We start from the raw sequence: 15,715 nt of genomic DNA on the forward strand, positions 1-15,715 counted from the left end.
GTTCACACTCCCCGGTCCGCGGCCTCGCGGGCGCGGGCGAGCGAGTCGAGCTGTCCCAGCACGTCGAGCGTCAACGAGTAGGCGGTGCCGGGCCGTTCGTCCGCGAGGTCCCGGGCGCGACGCAACTTGACCTCGATGTTGCGGAGTTGCATGCCGTGGCGGCCGTCGTCGTTCGGCGCGGACTCCAACTGCTCGTTGCCGAGGAGATGGGTGGACTCGCTGAGTAACGCCCTGGTCAGCTCGGTCAGTTCGAGGCTGCGGATCGGTGGCTGCTTGTACATCTCGTGGACCTGGACCATCGCCTCGACGACCCGCTCGGTGATGGCCCAGGACACCGGCCCGTGGTGGGCGGGTGAGTCGGGGTACACGGCGAACACGTTGTCCCAGATGCCGACGCCCTCGCCGTCGCTGATTCGGCGCCGCCACATATGGCCGAAGACGTCCTCGGCCAGCCGGAGCAGCCGGTCGTGCGCGTTCAGGTTGCGGGAGAGCGTGCACAGCTGCACGGTCCGCTTCAGCAGCTGGGCCGAGAAGTCGGTCATCTTCCACTGCATCGGCAGGCCGGTCCGCTCACTGCCCTGCAACGGCAGGGTGACGCCGGGGTTGTGCAGCTGGATGACGGGGTCGTGACGCGTCATGCGGCTGGTGATGCGGGCGCGTTCAGCGAGGCGTTCCATGATGTTGACCGTGCGGGTCAGGTCGTCGTCGGTGGCCCGGCGCCGCATCAGGTCGTGGACGAGAATGGCGGCGACGGACAGGGAGAAGTACTCGGACTCCAGCTTCTGTCCCGTCGTGCGCCAGGGAATGTCCTCCAGGGGCCAGCGGTCCGGGTCGAAGCGGGCGATGCCGGACCAGAACTGCTGGGTCAGCTCCCAGCGCAGCCGGAGCGCCTCGGCGAGCTTCTGCTGTTCGGCGTTGAGCAGGCCGAGGGTGAGGGTGCGGTCGGAGAACAGGTCCTGGATACCGTCGAGGGCGACCACGGTGAAGTACAGGTACGGCACCGGGTTGGCGACGCCCTCGGGCTGCGACCCGATGGGTTCGTTGGTCTCGATCTCGGGGGCGTCCCGCACCAGGCTCCACGCCCAGCCGCATTCGAAGAGCTGGTTCTCGTCCTTGAGCCCTTCCTGGACGTCGATACCGAGGCTCATGCTCTCGACGATCGCGGCGCGCAGCGGACGGAAGCGGTTCTGGAACTTGTTCAGCACCTGCCGCTGCGACTGTCTGCCCTGGCCGAGGAGTTCGACGAGAGTACGGCCCTGCGAGGAGTCGGTGTCGAAGACGTTGACGGTGAAGGAGCGCAGCAGACTCACCATGGCGGCGGTGAGCCGGTTGCTGGTGGCGGTGCGCAGCTCCCCGATCGTCTCCTGGACGTCGCTGCGCCGGGTCTTGGACTCGTAGGTCTTGAGGAAGCCGAGCACGGCCAGGCACAGGGTGATCGACATCGAGAAGGAGTCGACCACGCCGAGTTCACGCTGTTCTTCGCTGAGGTCCCTGGTCTCGTCCCGGGACGTGTAGTAGTAACCGCCCGCGAAGGTGGGCCTCTTGTCCTCCCCCGTATGGGTGCGCATGAAGTCGGCGGCAGCCATGACGATGTTGGCCGGGAGGTCCAGTCGGCCACCGGCCTTCCTCATCACCTGAAGGACGTCATCCTGCGTGGTGTCGGGCTGGTCCAGGCGGAACGCCGGGATCTCCGTGGCCGGGTACAGCAGGCACAGCAAGCGCTCGGCATCCGCGACGCTGCTCTGCTTGCCCCATTTACCCCACTCCCACTCGCCGTTCTCGAACGAGTGGCGGGCCACCGCCTGCCAAATGTCCAGCAGATGCTGGCGTGGCTTGATCTGCATCCCATGCCCCTCACACAGGTCGCACTGCCATCACTTGAGGAATATCGCTGTGCTGTTGTGAAGACTCACCGCTCAGCCGCCGTTCAGCCGACCGGAATGAGCGAATCCGAATTCCGCCAACCGTAGGCGACGATCATTCCCGAATACCCGTCGCGCACCTCGGCCGCGGATTCGAGTCGCCGTACCTCGAAGTCGCCCGCGAATGCCTCCAGGCTCGCACGGACCTCGGATTCTCCCACGTCACATGCCGGGAAGAAATGCTCACCCGTGTGATAGCCCTTCGAATGTTCCATGAAGGCGGCGGCGAAGGGGGCCCCGGGGGCCAGGGCACGCAGGAAACGCTCGACGGCGAGTGAGAACTCCTGATGGGACGTGGTCATCGACTCGGCGACGAAGAACATCGTCCCCATGGACCACTGGCGCCGGTACCGCGCCAGGTCGAACAGGTTGCCCTGCTCGACCGAGACGACCTTGCGGAATCTCTCACGCGGGGCCACGCCAAGGGAGTCGTACGCCTCGGACTCGCACAGGACGTCCCAGAACTGGTCCCAGTTCCGGTCGTAGCAGTCGACCTGGCGGGTGAGGTACCGGACGTTCGCGGGCGAGCGCTCGAAGAGGGTGATCTCGTCGCACCACGGCATCATCGCGAGTGCGGGATAGAGATTGGCACCGGCGCCTACGTCGATACCGGAGACGGGACCACTGCCCTGCTTCCGGAAATGACCGCCGAAATGATCCCGGATCATGTGCAGGATCTCCGCGTCCTCTGCCTGTAAGTCGCGGTAGTTGTGATCAACGTAGGCGATCGGGTCGAACGCCGCCCAGCGCACATCTTTGTTCTTCAACTGGACGTCCCCCGACGATCTCTGGGTCATTCACTCACGGTACCAAAAGAAGGCGCACCGGGAGCGCGTCGAGGCATAAGACCCTCGCCCTCTTGTTCCATGGAATGGCCCTGCTCAAGATGGGCTGATCTCGAACCGAGCGCCTGAAACGGCAGGCAACGGGTGCTCACCCGCACGAGTGACTCCAATCCATCACATAGGGGGCAGTTGATGGCTATGCCGGAGGAACGTTTCCCTGCGCTGGGTCGCCGCTCCGACCAGGCGTTCTTCGCCGACAGCAGTGACCGGCCGTTGACGATGAGGGGCGTCACCGAGGCGGATCTGCCCGAGCTCCTGCGCGTGGACAGGGAGGTCTTTCCGGAGGACCCGTACCCCTACTTCGTACTGCGGCAGCACCTGGACGTCCACGGCGACCGCGTCCTTGTCCTGGACGACGGGGAGTGCCTGCACGGGTACGTCCTCTTCGTCACCACCTCGGACGGCTTCGTGACGTGGGTGCTGAGCCTGGCCGTCAGCGCGGACCAGCGGGGGCGGGGGCTGGGCAAGCGGCTGATGCTGGAGGTGCTGCGGCAGCTGCGCAGGGAGCGGGTGCGCGAGGTGCGGCTGACGGTGGAGCCGACGAACGCGGCGGCGATCATGCTGTACCGGACGCTGGGGTTCGCCGCGGAGGGTGGGGTGCGCAGGGATTATCTGGGCCCTGGGGAGGACCGGCTCATCATGAGACTGGGGTTGGGCCAGGGGTAGTAGTGCCCCGGGGGTAATCCCCCGCCCCCATACGGGAGTTACCGGGATGTGACGTTCCGTCCGTCTCGGCCAGGCTGCTGTGCATGAAGCAGATCGCGAAGAGTGCCGCCCTGATCGCCGCCGCGTCCGGAGTCGTCTTCGGGCTCGTCACCCCGCTCACCGCGGCCGCCACCGGTGCGCCCACACCTCTGAAGTGGGGCAAGTGCGAGGGCGAGGGGCTCGATCCACGCCAGCGGTGCGCGACCGTGTCCGTGCCGATGGACTACGCCGACCCCGGCGGCGAGCGGATCGACATCGCCGTCTCCCGCATCCCCAGCGAGAAGCCGTCCGCCCGCCGGGGCGCGCTGCTGCTGATCGCCGGCGGCCCCGGCGGGCACAGCCTCGCCGAACCCTCGGACAAGGGGCAGCGGCTGCCGAAGAAAGTGCGGGAAACCTACGACCTGATCGGGTTCGCCCCGCGCGGCAACGCGCCCTCCACGCCGGTCAGTTGTGACGTCGAGCAGCGTGACCTCGCCCGCACGGCCCTGCGCCCCTGGCCCGCCCCGGACGGGTCCGTCTCCGAGAACATGGACACCGCCCGGCGCATCTCGGACGCCTGCGCACGCAACGGCGGCGAGCTGATGAAGCACATCAGCACCAAGAACAACGCCCGCGACATCGACAGCATCCGAGCCGCCCTCGGCGAGCGCAGGCTGTCCGCCTGGGGGGACTCGTACGGCACCTACATCGGCGCCACCTTCGCCACGCTGTTCCCGCACCGCACCGACCGCATCGTGCTGGACAGCAACGACAACCCCGACCCCGTGCGGGCGGAGCGCGCCTGGCTGGAGTCGTTCGAGGCGGGCGTCGAGGACAACTTCCCCGAGTTCGCCAAGTGGGCCTCCGGGCCCGCCAACCCGGACCGTGTCGCCGGCACCCCGGCCGAGGTGCGCTCGCGTTTCCTCGCCCTCGCCGCCCGCCTGGACCGCGAGCCCCTCCCCTGGCCCGGCGCCAACCCGGCGGAGCTCGACGGCAACGGGCTGCGCCAGACGATGCTGGACAGCCTGTACGACCCCGAGGACTACCCGGTACTGGCGAAGCTGATGCTGGCCGCCGACGCCGGCAAGCTGCCGCCGGCGCCGGCGAACCCGCCGGAGGAGATGCTGCAGAACTACCTCGCGGTCGGCGCGGCGACCATCTGCAACGACGCCGCCTGGCCGAGGTCGGCCGCGGTGTACGAGAAGGGCGTCGCCGAGAGCCGGGCCAAGTACCCGCTGACCGCGGGCATGCCGAGGAACGCCATGGTCTGCGCCGCCTGGCACCGGCAGCCGAGCGAGGCACCGCCCCGGGTGACCGACCACGGGCCGTCCAACGTCCTGCTGGTGCAGAACCAACGGGACGTGGCCACCCCGCTGAGCGGCGCCCTGAAGATGCGCGAGGCCCTCGGCCGCCGGGCCGTCCTGGTCACCGTGAACTCCACCGGCCACGGCGCCTACCTGGAGAACGGGAACGCGTGCGGGGACGCGACGGTGTCCCGGTTCCTGGCTACAGGACAGCGACCGGCCGGGGACCACTACTGCGAGTAGCCGCGCCCGGCGCACTGCGGACGAGCAGGACGTCGCCGGCCGTCAGGTCACCGTGAACGCTGTCGGAGGGTCAACCCGTCCTGTGCCCGGTTCTCTCGCGGTGTGCGGCCCTCCTGGCGCCCCTGGCCCTCGTCCCGGAGTCGCGGCGGGCCATGCGGCGCAGTATGGCGGGGGCGGCCGCGAAGCCGATGACCGCCCATGCTCCGAGGGCACAGATCGTCTCCAGGCGCTGCCAGGACCCGTCGATCTCGGCACTGGCCAGTGCGTCGGGCAGCATCGCCGAACGCATCCCGAGGCCGAGCCAGTAGAGCGGGAACGCCTGGCCGACCCAGCGCAGCCACTCGGGCAGCGCGTCCAAGGGGCGGAACACCCCGGAGATCGCCACCAGCCCCATGAGCAGCAGCGTGGCGAAGCGCAGGTTCCGTGGATGGGTGAACAGTGAGCCGATGATCGCCCCGAGGGGCAGGGTCGCGGCCAGGCCGAGGGTCAGTACCCAGGCCAGTGTCAGCCAGGGTGAGACGGCGTCCAGCCGCAGACCGTCGAAGAGAAGTGCCGCTGGGACCAAGACGATGAACATGGTGGCGATGGACATGGCGGCCTGGCTGGTCACCTTGCCCGTGAGGTAGCCCAGCACGCCGTTCGGTGTGGCTTTCGCGCGCAGCAGCGTGCCGTCCTCGCGCTCCGTGATCAGCATGACGGCCAGGCCCATGACTCCGGTGAAGACGAGGTTCATCGCGAGGATGCCCGGAATCGCCCGGTCCCCGAGCGAAAAGTCGGTACCTGGCACCGTGTTGTCCCGAAGGACGTACATCACGATCAGTGCGATGGTCGGGAAGAACACATATCCATAGGCTTGGCCGAGGTTGTGCCGGAACTCGATCCGGCCGCGGGTCAGTCCCGCGCGGACGGCGGCTGCGCGGGGGTTCACAGGGCGGCCTCCGTCCACGCGCTCTGTACCGCGGAGGGCCGGCCGGATTCGAACTCGCGCACCATGGTCAGGTAGACGTCTTCCAGGCGCGCCCTGCGCACTTCCAGGTCTTCGATCGCCGCACCGTGGCGGGCGAACAGCTCACGCACGTAGTCCGTGGCGTCCTCGACCGTACGCACATGGGACCGGCCGGCGTGGGTGAACCGGACCTCGGTCTTGCCGGCGACCTGCCTCGCGAGCTGGGCCGCGGTGCTGTCGGCCACGATTTGGCCGCCCATCAGGATCAGAATCCGGTCGGAGAGCTTCTCCGCCTCGTCCAAGTCATGTGTGGTCAGCACGATCGCGGTGTCCTCCTCGGCGGACAGCCGGTGCACCAGGTCGTGGAACTCCTGCCGGGCCTGGGGGTCGAAGCCGACGGTCGGCTCGTCCAGGAAGAGCAGGTCAGGCCTGCCCACAAGGCCGATGGCCACGTCCAGCCGACGCCGTTGCCCGCCGGAGAGCTTCGTGAGCATGGTGGTCGCCTGCCCGGTCAGCCCGACGCGGGCGATCAACTCGTCCGGGTCGAACGGCCTGGGGCGCCCCGGCGTGCCGTAGGGGGCGTAGTAGCTGCCGAGATGGCTCAGCAGTTCACGGACCCGCCACCGGCGGTGATCGCGCCACGACTGCAACACGACGCCCAGCCGCGCGCGCCACGCTTCGTCCCCGTGGTCCGGGTCGGTGCCGAGGACGCGCACCTGGCCCGCGGAGCGTCTCCGGAAGCCTTCCAGGATCTCTATGGTGGTCGTCTTGCCTGCCCCGTTGGGCCCGAGCAGGGCCACCACCTCGCCCTGGTGCACCCGCAGATCCACCCCGTTCAGCACGTCGGTGGTGCCGTACCGCATGCGCAGCCCGCGGGTTTCGATGACCACCGGCCCCCGCCTGCCCGGCTCCGTGCCAGGGCGGACCTCGTCCGGTGCCGCCGTGACAGCGGTATCGCCGTCTGCTTGACGACTTCCTGTGGTCCGCGACATCTTCTGACAAGCCCCTCGTGTGGTGGTGGGGTTACCGGCCGCCAACCGGGAAGTTCCGTTGACGCGGCCGGTGGCACCGAGCCTGTGCGGGCACGGTGCCGCTCGTTGTGGGGCGGTTTGGGTCCGCCCCACAACGAGCGGTTGGTGCTGACCGGATTCACCTACTGCTGCGGAATCCCGTCAGCGTCGTATCAGGCGGAGTAGTCCTCCCAGAGAAGGATCTGCTCGTCGTGCGGCCCGAACCATTCGCCGGTCTCCTCGGCGAAGTCGCCCAGCTCGGCGACGGCCGGAGCCTCGTAATCGGTGCTCATTCTGTTTCACCTCCATTCCTTGCTCGTGCTCTGTTCTCTGGTTCGGTGCCGCTCAGGAGTAGTCGTGGATCGGAACCCACCCCTCGAACCTGAGACCGATGCCGTGCCCGGTCTCCTCGGTGAAGTCGCCCAGCTCGGCGATTTCCGGAGCCTCGTAGTCAGTGCTCATCCTGTTTCACCTCCATTCCGTGCTCGTGCTCTGTTCTTTGGTGCGGCGCCGACGTCCTGGGTTGAGCGGGACGCCGGCACCGGGTCTGTGGGGACAGTGAAGAATGTGCGGAAGTCCGCGCTGTCCAAGGGCTCGTCGACCACACGTCCATCGGCCTCGACCCAGGCGTGCGCGGAGAACGGGGGAGTCGCGATCACACCGACACACCAGGTCGGCCAGACGCCCCGGGACCGGCACAGCAGTGCCACCGAGAGCGAGCGGACGAGGCACGCCGAGCCTCCTCGGCATCTCGGGCTCGCCGTGAGGATCTGGTCTCGCGCCAGTTTGGCTTCCGAGTAGCTCGCCGGGCGGGCGCCCGCGGCCAGTCTGCCGAGCAGTTTCCGCAGCTGTCGCGGCGACTTGCGGCTGAGGACCCTGGAGGCGGGAATGATGAGGCCGATGAGAAGCCTGTCGGGCAAGGACGCCCGCGCCGGTGCGTCCGGAAGCACATCGCTCATTTCAGAACCCCCAGCTCCACCAGGCGACTGAGGATTTTCTCGGCATCCGTACGTGCCGTGCCGTGGTCGATGCCGAACCGGGAAACGAGCCGTTCGGCTGCCTTCTCGCCGTCGCCGCCGTGCTCCACGGTGTCCAGCACGAGCGCGGCCGTCGGATTCACGTGCCAGTAGCGCCCGTTGGTCTCGTCGAGGATCACATCGCCGTATTCGGTTCCTACCCGCGAGATCCCGTCCCTGACGGTGAAGGCCGTCATCGCTGTCCCCCGATCATGTCGCCCTCGCCCCTGTCGAATGCCCGGCTACCGGCCTGGTTGCGTAGAAAAACGGCCATGTTGAGGGCCTTGTGCATATGTGTCGGCGGCATGGCTTTCGGGTCCGGCCGGGTCGTGTCGGCCAGCTTGGTCATGTCGATCAGCCCCGAACTCGCCAGTCCCGAACTCTCCATGAGCGCGCGGAAGTCCGGCAGGTGGGCGGCGAAGCCACGGACGCTCTGGGCCGAGCCACCGACCTTCGAGGTGCGGCGCAGGAACTCGTCCGGCAGCAGCCCTCGCATGGCAGCCTTCATCAACGGCTTCCACTCCATCGGCGTGTCGCGCTCCTCGCGTCGCACGGCCAGGACGGCCTCGGCGATGTGGTCGTCGAGCAGCGGAGCGTCGTAGGCCACGCCCGCGTGGGGTCCGATCTGGCCGGCACCCCGCGTGAGCCGGGCACCGTCCCGCAGCGTGAGCAGCTCGAAGTGCGTCGCGCGGTCGCGGCCGAGAGGTTCGGCGGTGCGGGCCAGGTCACGGAGTTTCACGGCCACCGTTTCGCGGACGTCGGCCGACAGCCACGGTGGCAGCGCCGGCGGCATGGCCCAGTCACTGACGCGGGGGAGCTCGGGCGGTACCACGTCGTTCAGCGCGTCCGTGATGACCTTGCGCAGCCACTGTCGATACGAGCTGCCGTCCAGCAGCTCGCGCAACGTGGTGCGCACACCGTGGCCCTCGGGCACGTGCGCCGCACGTGCCCTGCGCCAGGCCAGCAGCGGCCGGGTTCGGAACAGGGAGTGCTCGACGATGTTCTGGCCGCGCAGCAGATGGTCCCCGCCGAGTCCGTTGATCCGGGTGCCGATCCCGCGGGCCGCGTCGTCCCGGAGGACGGAGACGATCCGTGGCGCTGCCAGCGCGGCCTGCGTCGGTTCGTCGAGCCGAGCGTGCATCTCCAGCAGTCCGCCGAAGAAGTCCGGCATGTCGTCGGTCGACCCCACGACATGCTCCCGCACCCCCGGCATGCTCGGAAGAGCTCTGCGTGCCCACTCCAGGTCCTGCCGCCCGCCGGGATCCGGGGTGTACATCGTCGTGGCGAGCACACCGGTCGGCCCTTTCGCGGCGAAGTAACACAGCGGAGTGGAGTCCATCCCGCCGGAGAGGTCGCAGGCGACGGGGTCGCCGGAGGCAGTGCGGGCATGGACCGCCGCTTCCAGGGCGGCGCGCAGTTTCCGTGCTCCCTCGGCCCGGGACAGTCCCGGCTCAGGGCGACGCCACCACGTGCCGGTGTGCCAACTACGGCCGTCGCGGTCCACCGTGACGTAGTCCTCCGGAGCGACCGGGTGCAGCCCGTGCCACAGCGGGGTTTCCTGCATCGGGTGTGGCAGTGCCGCCGCCAGCCGCAGTGCCAGCGCGGTGTCGTCCATCGGGAGTCCGCCCAGCTCTGCCAGCACGTCCGCCCGGTCGGAGACCACCCGCACACCGTCGACCAGCGCGTGGAAGACCCTGCGTATGCCCATGGCCGAGCCCTGGGCGTAGACCAGACCACCGAGCGAGCCGACGACGCAGTAGTTCCCGGCGAACCGTGCGGACACCTGTGTCATCTCGCCCACTGACCGGACACCGTCGCTCACTCGTCCGAGCTGCGCGGGGGTAACGGCGGTCGAACCCACCAGTGCCAGTCGGTGGGCACCTTCGTTGTGCACCACCACCTGAGTGGAGGGCACACTCCCGAGCAGCCACGGGCGGCCTGACGGATGCTCCGCGACCAGACCGGAGGACGGCGCAAGCCGGTCCGCCACCTTTTTGGCTGCGTCGTGGTCAGGCAGCGCCACGAAAAACCACGCATTGGCCCCGACTGTCTGACGCATGAAAATCCCCCTCACATGGCAATGGCTACGGCGATCAAGAATTCCCGTGAACCGGGTCCCTGCCGCGGTGCACAGGACAGGACGCTACGGAGCGGCGGCATACAACGGCCATACGGTTGTGTGTGGGTGCATACGACCGCAAGGGCGCCAAGGACACCTTGGACACCTCGGACACCAAGGGCCCCTGAAAAGTTGCAGGTCCTCTGTGCGTGACCTGGCCATTACCTTGGCCCCGGCTGTCCGACCCATCAGGGCAGCACCGACCGAACGGGGGAAATATGCACAGCGTGCGGTTTCGTGTACTGGGCCCATTTGAAGTACGCACCGTGTCGGGTGCGTTATTACACGGCACGCGGCGCAAGCAGCGGTTGTTACTGGCGTCGCTGGTGCTTCAGGCCAACCGGAAGGTGGCCGTCGATGAACTGATCGGCCAGCTGTGGGGGCAGCGGCCTCCCGCTTCCGCGCTGGCGAATCTTCAGTCCTATGTCGCGCAGCTGCGGCGCCTGTTCGCTGATCAGGCGCCGCGTCTGGAAACCGGTCCCGGCTCCTACCAGCTGCACGCCGGCGACGAGGAGCTGGATCACCTGGTGTTCGAGCGGCTGGTGCACGACGGGCAGGCCGCCTGCGCTGCGGGGCGGTTGACGCTGGCCTCGCAGCAGCTGACGGCGGCCCTGGGGCTGTGGCGGGGGAGTCGGTGGCGGAGGACTTGGAGCTGTCCGAGTCGCTGCGGCCCCTGGTGACGCGGCTTGAGGACCTGCGGGTGGCCGCGCTGGAGGACAGTACGCAAGCGCGGCTGGCGCTGGGCCAGCACCAGTTGCTCGACGCCGAGCTGGGGCTGCTCACGGCCCGGTATCCGCACCGGGAGAGACTGTGGAGCCAGTTGATGCTCGCCCGGTACCGGTGCGGGCGGCGAGCCGACGCGCTCGCCGCCTACCGGCAGGTCTACGAGCTGCTGGACCTGGAGTTGGGCATCGAGCCCGGCCCCGCCCTGCGCGAGCTGCACCAGCGCATCCTGGAGGACGACACCACGCTGACCGCCGCGCTCGGCTCCGCGCACACGGAAGAGCTCGGGCACGGCATGTCACCTGCCGCGCGGCGGAGCGGATCGCGGTGGGTGGCCTAGGGCCTGTCGTTTGACGCCGGCATGATCCGAACGACAGGCCCTGGTTCTCCGAGTCAGCGTTCGGTGAGCGGAGCCGGGGCCTCCTGGATCGTCCAGCCGTTGCCGTCGGGGTCCTGGAAGAAGAGGAAGCAGTTCCAGCCGGCCTCGCCCCGGCCCTCAGCCCATCCGGACGCGCTCACGTGCATCACCGGGGTCACGTCGACCCCGCGGCCGGTCAGCTCGGCGCGGGCCGCCTCGATGTCGGTGACACAGAGCTGGAGGCCCCGCATCGAGCCGGGGGCCATCCGCGGCTGTCCCGGCGACTCGGGCATGCCGGACTCCAGCACGACGGAGCAGCGGGAGCCGGGTGGGGTGAGCTGGACGAAGCGGCCGACGTCCTCGAAGAAGGGCGCGTCGATCTCGGCGCGGAAGCCGCACTGGTCGACGTAGAAGGCCTTGGCGCGGTCCAGGTCCGTGACCGGTACGACGACCACTTCCAGGGTCCAGTCCATGAGCGCACCTCCCAGGGACATGGTCCTCCCGCGCGGCGGGCTACGCCCGTCGGCCGTAACGGCGGGCCACCGCGTGGAAGGCCTCCTTCGGCTCCCAGTGCCAGCCGGAGGCCGGGTCGTCGGGGCGGTCCTTGATCGGCTTGGTGAGGGCGTAGCTCGCCAGGTCCAGGTCGTAGCGCGGGTTGTCGGGGCGGTGCGGGGCGTCCGGGGTGACGAACTCGAAGGCCATCGCCGCGTACAGGCCCATCGACTCGAAGACGTCCAGCAGGTCGCCCAGGTAGGCGGCCTGGGTGCGCTCACTGCGGACGACGTGGCCCTTGATCTCGTTCGGCTCCTTCGTGTAGTCGACGATGTTCCAGCCCATGCCCCCGGCCTCGGGCGCGCCGACGTACGCGCACGTGCCGAACTCGGTGATGGCCAGGGGTTTGCTCCAGCGCAGGTAGCGACGCAACTCCCGTACGTAGTCCGCGCGTTGAGGGAAGTACGAGTAGTAGTCGATGCCGATGACGTCGAAGAGGTGCCAGTCGACCGGTTCGAACTCCTCGTCCTGGGCTGCGGCGTAACTGAGGCGGCCGTGGAAGACGGAGCGGCCGGTCTTCGCCGCCTTCGCGGTGAAGCGGGCCAGGCGGCGCTGCATCCGCGCCATGTCGACCGTGCCCTTCTGGAGGTTCTCGACGCGCTCCAGGACCGTCTCGCCGGGTACGATCCCCGGCACGAACAGCCAGAATTCGCAGCCCACACTGAAGTCGACGCTCGCGCCCTGCCGCCGCAGCCGCTCCGCGAACCGCCCGCACTCGGCGATCGAGTCCAGGATCTCCTTCTCCGGGATGTCCCCGAGGGTCGGCTGGAGCCAGACGTGCAGCCCGCGCTCGGCTGCCTCGGCGGCGGTGGCGACGAGGCGGTCGACGCCGTCGCCGGTGACGTCGAGGGTGTCGGCGTGCAGGTCGTCGCGGATGACCCGGACGTCCTCGCGCATCCGGGCGGCGCTCCACGCGGTGCCGGGCGTCTCCCCCGCGCCGACGGTGTAGACGACGCCCCTGTGCCTCAGCCCCCTGTGCTTCCCGCCGGTACCGCTGCGGTCCGGCTCTCGCGCCGTCGCCGCGCTCTGCCCCGCTGCCTGTCCCGCGGGCAGTACCGCCCCCGCCAGTCCGACGGCCGCCGCGCCCGCCAGAAACCCTGCCCTGCTGATCCCCGTGGTCTTCTCCATACGGTCCATACCGCCACTTTCGCGAGCGCGGAGCCGTGTCGCCGTCGGCCGATGGTCTACGGCGCCGCAACCAAGGAATGACAGACAGCGTCGATCACTGAAGAGATCGTCATTGCCCGTCAGTCGAAATCCGTACGAAGGAGACCGAGATCTTAGGCCGCCGCACCCTGCTGACCGCAGGCACCGCCACCGCCGCCGCGTTCCTCGCCGGCGCCCCGGCCCACGCCGCCACCACCGACCGGCTCCGCGAACTGGAGTCGCGACACGGTGCCCGGCTGGGCGTGTTCGCCCACAACCTCGCCACCGGGCAGACCGTCCACCACCGCGCCGACGAGCGCTTCCCGATCTGCTCCCTGTTCAAGACCCTCGCCGCCGCTGCCGTACTGCGCGACCTGGACCGGGACGGCGAGGTGCTCGGCAAGCGGGTCTACTACACGGCGGACGACGTGGTGGAGAACTCCGACATCACCGAGGACCACGTCGCCACCGGCATGACCGTCGCCGAACTCGCCGACGCGGCCATCCGGTGCAGCGACAACACGGCCGGGAATCTGCTGCTGCGCGAGCTCGGCGGGCCCTGCGCGATCACCCGCTTCGCCCGCTCCCTCGGGGACCCGGTGACCCGCCTCGACCGTTGGGAGCCGGAGCTCAACTCGGCCGAGCCGTGGCGGCGTACGGACACCACGACGCCGCGCGCGATCGGGCGGACGTATGCGCGTCTGGTCCTCGGTGACGCCCTGAACCGTCCCGACCGCGACCTTCTTGTGCACTGGCTGCTGAACAACACCACCAGCGTCAACCGGTTCCGCGCCGCTCTGCCCGAGACCTGGGCGCTCGCCGACAAGACGGGTGGCGGGTCCTACGGCACCAACAACGACGCCGGGATCGCCTGGACCGACGACGGTACCCCGCTCGTCCTCGTCGTCCAGACGACGAAGCCGGAGCAGGACGCTGCCCCGGACCACGCCCTGATCGTCGAGACGGCCAAGCTGCTGACCGAAACCCTCACCTGAGGCCCCGCCCACACCCCCATTGCCTTCGCCCCCGCCGCCCCTACCCGTCCCATCCCTGGGGGCTGCGCCCCCAGACCCCCCTGATCGGCCCTGCGGGCCTCGTCCTCAAACGCCGGACGGGCTGAAAATGCCTGGGGCGAAGCCCCAGAAGGGGCGCGGGGAACTGCGCGACCAGCCCCCACCGGGGCCGCAGTCGAAGGACGACCCCGGGGTCGAAGGGGCGGAGCCCCTGGGGATGGGACGGGTAGGGGCGGCGGGGGCGAATTTGTCGGGTGGGCAACCGAATTCCTCGGATCGGCGGTCTGGAGGGCGAGGGAGGGTGCTTGATGCAGGCCGAACAAGAGGCCCAGTTCCAGGAATTCGTCAGGGCGCGGTGGTCCCACCTGGTGCGGACCGCGTATCTCCTGACGGGCGACGCGCACCACGCCGAGGACCTGACCCAGACGGCGCTGGCAAAGGCGTACCGGTCGTGGCGGAGGGTCTCGCGGGCCGACCACCCGGAGGCGTACGTACGCCGCATGCTCGTCAGCTGCAACAGCGACCGCTTCCGCAAGCGCCGAGTCGCCGAGTCACTGACGGCCGCACCACCGGAGACACCGGGACGCGAACAGGGTTTCGCGGACGTGGACGAGCGCGGCGCGCTCCTCGACGCCCTGGCCCAACTGCCGCCGAAACAGCGGGCGGTGGTCGTCATGCGCTACTGGGAGGACCTGTCCGAGTCGGAGGTCGCCGAGGTGCTCGGCTGTTCCACGGGCACGGTCAAGAGCCAGGCGTCGAAAGGGCTGGCGAAGTTGCGTGCGTATCCGGGTCTGGCCCGGAAGACGCCGTCCGTGCAGGGAGGCAGCAGGTGAACGACGACGAGCAGCGGCACAGCGCGGACGGCGACGAGGGTGCGGACTTCGAGGAACAGTTGCGGGAACTGCTCGCCGAGACCGCGCACACGTTCCGGCCACCGACCGCGCCCTATCCGGTGATCCGGCGCCGGGGCGTGATCGAGCGGCGGCGCCGGGTCGCCGCGGCGGGGGCGGTGCTGGTGACGCTGGCGGCGATGCCGGTCGGGGCGTATGCGCTGGGCGGCCGTACGGGCACGGACACGGCGACGCCGCCGGGGGCGTCGGCCGGTGCCACGCGGGGCGCCTCGCCGATGCCGACTCCGACGCCGACTCCGAGCGGGCCCGCGCGGCCGGCGACCAAGGGGCAGCTGCTGGACGGGATCACCTTCGCGCAGGCGGCGGAGGGGCTGGAGAGCTGCCTGGAGTACCAGCGGTCGGGCGGCATCTCCGGCGCCGCCGACCCGGGCGCGCCGGCCGACTACCGGGTCCTGCTGGCGATGAACAGCACCGGCGACTCCAACGCGCCCGGCGACGGCATGTACGTCGTCGCGCTGCGCGAGAAGCCGGAGCGGGTCCACGTGGTCTGCAACATCAAGAACGGCGAGACCCAGGCCGTCTCCGGCTTCGGCGACGACGCCGGCGCCGTCCCGGACGAGGGCCCGGTGTACGTCGACCCGAACAGCGGCAGGCTCTTCCAGCAGTCCTTCCTGGACCGCGGCCACTGGAAGCTTCCGTTCCGCTGGGGTGTGATCGGCACGGTCAAGCCGTCGGTGGCCAGGGTGACGGTCTCCTACGGCGAATCCAGCGCCGAAGCGGCCCTCGATGACGGCCGGTTCGTGGCGTCCGGCGTACTGAAACAGCAGGTCACCCTGGCACCGCACATCAAGGGCTACGACGCGGACGGCACGTTGATCTACGACTCCGACGACGACAAGTACTACCAGCGGGCCCTGCCGTAGGGCCGACCGGACCGACGGGCCGGGGCGCCGCACGGGGGTCGCCGCCCCGGCCCGTCACAC

General features: G+C 69.4%; 18 protein-coding genes. 7 read left to right on the top strand and 11 right to left on the bottom strand.

What is annotated here, in order from left to right:
• Positions 1-2: 2 nt before the first annotated feature.
• The gene (locus AQJ67_RS42045) at positions 3-1,844 is read right to left on the bottom strand and encodes an SCO2524 family protein (protein WP_062725044.1); all 1,842 of its coding nucleotides are present in this window, start codon (positions 1,842-1,844) and stop codon (positions 3-5) included.
• 83 nt (positions 1,845-1,927) lie between these two features.
• Positions 1,928-2,719 (bottom strand): SCO2525 family SAM-dependent methyltransferase, encoded by a 792-nt coding sequence (locus tag AQJ67_RS42050; RefSeq protein WP_062725046.1) that lies wholly within the window; start codon positions 2,717-2,719, stop codon positions 1,928-1,930.
• A 180-nt stretch (positions 2,720-2,899) separates the two neighbouring features.
• Here AQJ67_RS42050 and AQJ67_RS42055 point away from each other — a divergent pair, with 180 nt between their 5' ends.
• Both AQJ67_RS42055 and AQJ67_RS42060 read left to right on the top strand, forming a co-directional pair.
• Positions 2,900-3,433, top strand: coding sequence for a GNAT family N-acetyltransferase (locus AQJ67_RS42055; RefSeq protein ID WP_062725048.1), 534 nt, complete (start codon positions 2,900-2,902; stop codon positions 3,431-3,433).
• Positions 3,434-3,516: 83 nt separating this feature from the next.
• Positions 3,517-4,998, top strand: a complete 1,482-nt coding sequence (locus tag AQJ67_RS42060) for an alpha/beta hydrolase (RefSeq protein WP_062725050.1) — start codon at positions 3,517-3,519, stop codon at positions 4,996-4,998.
• Between the two features lie 70 nt (positions 4,999-5,068).
• On the opposite strand, the gene AQJ67_RS42065 is transcribed toward AQJ67_RS42060, so the two are convergent.
• The 7 genes from AQJ67_RS42065 to AQJ67_RS42080 all read right to left on the bottom strand — a co-directional run bounded on the left by AQJ67_RS42065 (position 5,069) and on the right by AQJ67_RS42080 (position 9,762).
• On the bottom strand, positions 5,069-5,926 hold the full coding sequence (locus AQJ67_RS42065; RefSeq protein WP_062725052.1) for an ABC transporter permease: 858 nt from the start codon (positions 5,924-5,926) through the stop codon (positions 5,069-5,071).
• Positions 5,923-6,807, bottom strand: coding sequence for an ABC transporter ATP-binding protein (locus AQJ67_RS42070; protein WP_062725082.1), 885 nt, complete (start codon positions 6,805-6,807; stop codon positions 5,923-5,925). The genes AQJ67_RS42065 and AQJ67_RS42070 overlap by 4 nt, the downstream gene beginning before the upstream one ends.
• A 320-nt stretch (positions 6,808-7,127) precedes the next feature.
• Positions 7,128-7,247 (bottom strand): lasso RiPP family leader peptide-containing protein, encoded by a 120-nt coding sequence (locus AQJ67_RS47365; RefSeq protein ID WP_107123125.1) that lies wholly within the window; start codon positions 7,245-7,247, stop codon positions 7,128-7,130.
• Between the two features lie 52 nt (positions 7,248-7,299).
• On the bottom strand, positions 7,300-7,416 hold the full coding sequence (locus AQJ67_RS47370) for a lasso RiPP family leader peptide-containing protein (protein ID WP_107123126.1): 117 nt from the start codon (positions 7,414-7,416) through the stop codon (positions 7,300-7,302).
• Positions 7,413-7,913, bottom strand: coding sequence for a lasso peptide biosynthesis B2 protein (locus AQJ67_RS46380; protein WP_079056522.1), 501 nt, complete (start codon positions 7,911-7,913; stop codon positions 7,413-7,415). Before AQJ67_RS46380 ends, AQJ67_RS47370 begins: the two co-directional genes overlap by 4 nt.
• Complete coding sequence (locus tag AQJ67_RS42075; protein ID WP_062725053.1) at positions 7,910-8,167, bottom strand: lasso peptide biosynthesis PqqD family chaperone; 258 nt, start codon at positions 8,165-8,167, stop codon at positions 7,910-7,912. The genes AQJ67_RS46380 and AQJ67_RS42075 overlap by 4 nt, the downstream gene beginning before the upstream one ends.
• Positions 8,164-9,762, bottom strand: a complete 1,599-nt coding sequence (locus tag AQJ67_RS42080; RefSeq protein ID WP_159058932.1) for an asparagine synthase-related protein — start codon at positions 9,760-9,762, stop codon at positions 8,164-8,166. Before AQJ67_RS42080 ends, AQJ67_RS42075 begins: the two co-directional genes overlap by 4 nt.
• A 545-nt stretch (positions 9,763-10,307) precedes the next feature.
• On the opposite strand from AQJ67_RS42080, the gene AQJ67_RS50305 reads away from it, so the two are divergent.
• Both AQJ67_RS50305 and AQJ67_RS50310 read left to right on the top strand, forming a co-directional pair.
• A complete protein-coding gene (locus tag AQJ67_RS50305; RefSeq protein WP_079056523.1) occupies positions 10,308-10,769 on the top strand; it encodes an AfsR/SARP family transcriptional regulator in 462 nt (153 codons plus the stop codon).
• Complete coding sequence (locus AQJ67_RS50310) at positions 10,724-11,152, top strand: AfsR/SARP family transcriptional regulator (RefSeq protein ID WP_062725059.1); 429 nt, start codon at positions 10,724-10,726, stop codon at positions 11,150-11,152. The genes AQJ67_RS50305 and AQJ67_RS50310 overlap by 46 nt, the downstream gene beginning before the upstream one ends.
• 53 nt (positions 11,153-11,205) lie before the next feature.
• Here the strand turns inward: AQJ67_RS50310 and AQJ67_RS42095 are convergent, their stop codons facing one another.
• Both AQJ67_RS42095 and AQJ67_RS42100 read right to left on the bottom strand, forming a co-directional pair.
• Positions 11,206-11,643, bottom strand: a complete 438-nt coding sequence (locus tag AQJ67_RS42095; protein WP_062725061.1) for a VOC family protein — start codon at positions 11,641-11,643, stop codon at positions 11,206-11,208.
• Between the two features lie 40 nt (positions 11,644-11,683).
• Positions 11,684-12,850 (bottom strand): hypothetical protein, encoded by a 1,167-nt coding sequence (locus AQJ67_RS42100; protein WP_062725084.1) that lies wholly within the window; start codon positions 12,848-12,850, stop codon positions 11,684-11,686.
• 281 nt (positions 12,851-13,131) lie between these two features.
• On the opposite strand from AQJ67_RS42100, the gene bla reads away from it, so the two are divergent.
• From bla to AQJ67_RS42115, 3 genes are all read left to right on the top strand, one after another.
• The gene (gene bla, locus AQJ67_RS42105; RefSeq protein WP_341846197.1) at positions 13,132-13,863 is read left to right on the top strand and encodes a class A beta-lactamase; all 732 of its coding nucleotides are present in this window, start codon (positions 13,132-13,134) and stop codon (positions 13,861-13,863) included.
• A 326-nt stretch (positions 13,864-14,189) separates the two neighbouring features.
• On the top strand, positions 14,190-14,714 hold the full coding sequence (locus tag AQJ67_RS42110; RefSeq protein WP_062725065.1) for a SigE family RNA polymerase sigma factor: 525 nt from the start codon (positions 14,190-14,192) through the stop codon (positions 14,712-14,714).
• A complete protein-coding gene (locus AQJ67_RS42115; RefSeq protein WP_062725068.1) occupies positions 14,711-15,655 on the top strand; it encodes a hypothetical protein in 945 nt (314 codons plus the stop codon). The genes AQJ67_RS42110 and AQJ67_RS42115 overlap by 4 nt, the downstream gene beginning before the upstream one ends.
• Positions 15,656-15,715: the final 60 nt, after the last annotated feature.

The organism is Streptomyces caeruleatus, assembly GCF_001514235.1.
Taxonomy (GTDB): Bacteria; Actinomycetota; Actinomycetes; order Streptomycetales; family Streptomycetaceae; genus Streptomyces; species Streptomyces caeruleatus.

What these genes read in the sequence shown, in the direction of transcription:
- AQJ67_RS46380 (WP_079056522.1), bottom strand. Translation starts at nt 7,913, where the DNA reads ATGAGCGATGTGCTTCCGGACGCACCGGCGCGGGCGTCCTTGCCCGAC.
- AQJ67_RS42095 (WP_062725061.1), bottom strand. Translation starts at nt 11,643, where the DNA reads ATGGACTGGACCCTGGAAGTGGTCGTCGTACCGGTCACGGACCTGGAC.
- AQJ67_RS42050 (WP_062725046.1), bottom strand. Translation starts at nt 2,719, where the DNA reads ATGACCCAGAGATCGTCGGGGGACGTCCAGTTGAAGAACAAAGATGTG.
- AQJ67_RS47370 (WP_107123126.1), bottom strand. Translation starts at nt 7,416, where the DNA reads ATGAGCACTGACTACGAGGCTCCGGAAATCGCCGAGCTGGGCGACTTC.
- AQJ67_RS42060 (WP_062725050.1), top strand. Translation starts at nt 3,517, where the DNA reads ATGAAGCAGATCGCGAAGAGTGCCGCCCTGATCGCCGCCGCGTCCGGA.
- AQJ67_RS47365 (WP_107123125.1), bottom strand. Translation starts at nt 7,247, where the DNA reads ATGAGCACCGATTACGAGGCTCCGGCCGTCGCCGAGCTGGGCGACTTC.
- AQJ67_RS42080 (WP_159058932.1), bottom strand. Translation starts at nt 9,762, where the DNA reads ATGACACAGGTGTCCGCACGGTTCGCCGGGAACTACTGCGTCGTCGGC.
- AQJ67_RS42055 (WP_062725048.1), top strand. Translation starts at nt 2,900, where the DNA reads ATGGCTATGCCGGAGGAACGTTTCCCTGCGCTGGGTCGCCGCTCCGAC.
- AQJ67_RS50305 (WP_079056523.1), top strand. Translation starts at nt 10,308, where the DNA reads ATGCACAGCGTGCGGTTTCGTGTACTGGGCCCATTTGAAGTACGCACC.
- AQJ67_RS42075 (WP_062725053.1), bottom strand. Translation starts at nt 8,167, where the DNA reads ATGACGGCCTTCACCGTCAGGGACGGGATCTCGCGGGTAGGAACCGAA.
- AQJ67_RS42045 (WP_062725044.1), bottom strand. Translation starts at nt 1,844, where the DNA reads ATGCAGATCAAGCCACGCCAGCATCTGCTGGACATTTGGCAGGCGGTG.
- AQJ67_RS42110 (WP_062725065.1), top strand. Translation starts at nt 14,190, where the DNA reads ATGCAGGCCGAACAAGAGGCCCAGTTCCAGGAATTCGTCAGGGCGCGG.
- AQJ67_RS42070 (WP_062725082.1), bottom strand. Translation starts at nt 6,807, where the DNA reads ATGCGGTACGGCACCACCGACGTGCTGAACGGGGTGGATCTGCGGGTG.
- AQJ67_RS42100 (WP_062725084.1), bottom strand. Translation starts at nt 12,850, where the DNA reads ATGGAGAAGACCACGGGGATCAGCAGGGCAGGGTTTCTGGCGGGCGCG.